A 1,769-nucleotide genomic window follows, 5' to 3' on the forward strand; every position below is an offset into this window, starting at 1 on the left:
GGGTCCAGTACGTCGCGCAGGCCATCGCCGAGCAAATTGAAGGCAAAAACAGTAACAAAAAGCGCTAGCCCTGGCGCCAGACTGATCCAAGGCGCCTGTTCAATAAAGCCGCGCCCAGTATTGATCATGTTGCCCCAAGATGGTTCAGGGGGCTGAGCTCCGAGACCCAAAAAACTGAGCGCACTTTCCAAAAGCACAGCGTAAGAAAACGCAACCGCCGCCTCAACCACCACGGGGCCAATCACGTTTGGCAAGATTTCCCGAAGAATAATGCGATGGCTGGGAATTCCTAGGCAAATAGCGGCCTCTAGAAACGCTTGGCGCTGCACAGTCTGCGCAACAGCACGGGTCAGACGGGCAAATCCGGGGATAAAGATAATCCCTATTGCCAGCATTGCATTCAAGATCGAAGTTCCAAGGCTGGCCATCAGGATTACAGCCAAGAGGATCGCAGGAAAGCAAAAGACAATGTCCATGAAACGCATGAGAACGGCATCGACCGCTCCACCTCGATAGGCCGCAAGGATTCCGATCAGAATCCCCCCAGTCGCCCCGATTGCCACGGCGACAAGCCCTACGACTATCGAAATGCGCGCGGCATAGATCACCCTGCTGAAGATGTCGCGGCCCAGTTCGTCCGTTCCCATCAGGTGCACGATGCTTGGTGGTTCAAGCATGACCATCACATCGAGCGCGTAGGGATCGTAGGGCGCGATCCAGGGTGCCAGACCCGCCAACAAAAAAACGAGCGCTACGACCGGGAGGGTGATGGCGACGAGCCCGAAGCGGCGCCGGTTGAAACCTGCCAGCATCTATTGCCGAGTCCGGACCTGGCGCGGGTCAATTACCTGAGCCGCAAGGTCCACTAGCAAGTTAACGATCAGCACTATCACGATTATTGACATCGTGGCAGCCAGAAGGACCGGGTAATCGCGGTTGATTATGCCCACCAGAACCAGAGACCCGATACCAGGGATACGAAATACATCCTCGATAATCACAACGCTGCCAACAAGAAAGCCAAATTCAACCGCCCCTACTGTCAGGAAAGGAATGAGAGCATTGCGCAGCACGTGGTGAGTAATAAGCCGCAGATTGGTCAGGCCTTTTGACTTCGCGGTTTCAATATAATTAGACTGCATCACCTCGATCACGGCGGTGCGCATGATGCGGATTAAAAGGCCGGATGAGACCACGCCGAGCGCGATGCAGGGCAGAATCAGACCTCGCAAATTTTTGGAAAGGCTTTCTGAGGCCGGCGTGAAACCGCCCGTCGGCAACCAACCGAGGCGCAGCGAAAAGAAATAGATTAGCAGTGTCGCCAACCAGAAATTCGGCGTCGATCCAAACAGGGTCGCCAAGGTCGTGACCACGCCGTCGGTGCCACTTTGATGCCGGAAACCAGCCAATGCACCCAAAGGGATTGCAAGTATCAAAGCCACGAGAAACGAGATGCCGGCAAGTTGCAGGGTTACCGGGATGCGTTTTCGCACCTCAGGACCGACGGCTACCGCGTTCTGAAACGATATACCGAAATCTCCGGCAAGCGCCTTGCTCGCCCAATCCACGTATTGAACAACAAGCGGTCGGTCGAGGCCGTGCTGGTGTTCGAACCGCAGGATTGCCTGTGGCGTTGCCTGAAATCCCAGTGCCGAACGTGCAGCTGATCCAGGCACGACATTTACAGCGACGAAAAGAATTACCGACGCCGCAAAAAGCGTCGGCACGAAAGTGGCTAATCGGATCAATAGAAGACGTAGCATGGGTCA

The 1,769-nt window shown here is 55.2% G+C and carries 2 protein-coding genes; both read right to left on the reverse strand.

What is annotated here, in order from left to right; genetic code table 11:
- The coding region (locus WAO69_RS17130) for an ABC transporter permease (RefSeq protein ID WP_422181379.1) at nucleotides 1-812 on the reverse strand (812 nt) is incomplete at its 3' end.
- Nucleotides 813-1,763 (reverse strand): ABC transporter permease, encoded by a 951-nt coding sequence (locus WAO69_RS17135; protein ID WP_422181381.1) that lies wholly within the window; start codon nucleotides 1,761-1,763, stop codon nucleotides 813-815. It abuts the gene before it with no gap.
- Between the last annotated feature and the right edge of the window lie 6 nt (nucleotides 1,764-1,769).

Origin of the sequence: Aestuariivita sp., from assembly GCF_049276915.1 — a bacterium.
In the GTDB taxonomy this organism is placed as follows: domain Bacteria; phylum Pseudomonadota; class Alphaproteobacteria; order Rhodobacterales; family Rhodobacteraceae; genus Aestuariivita.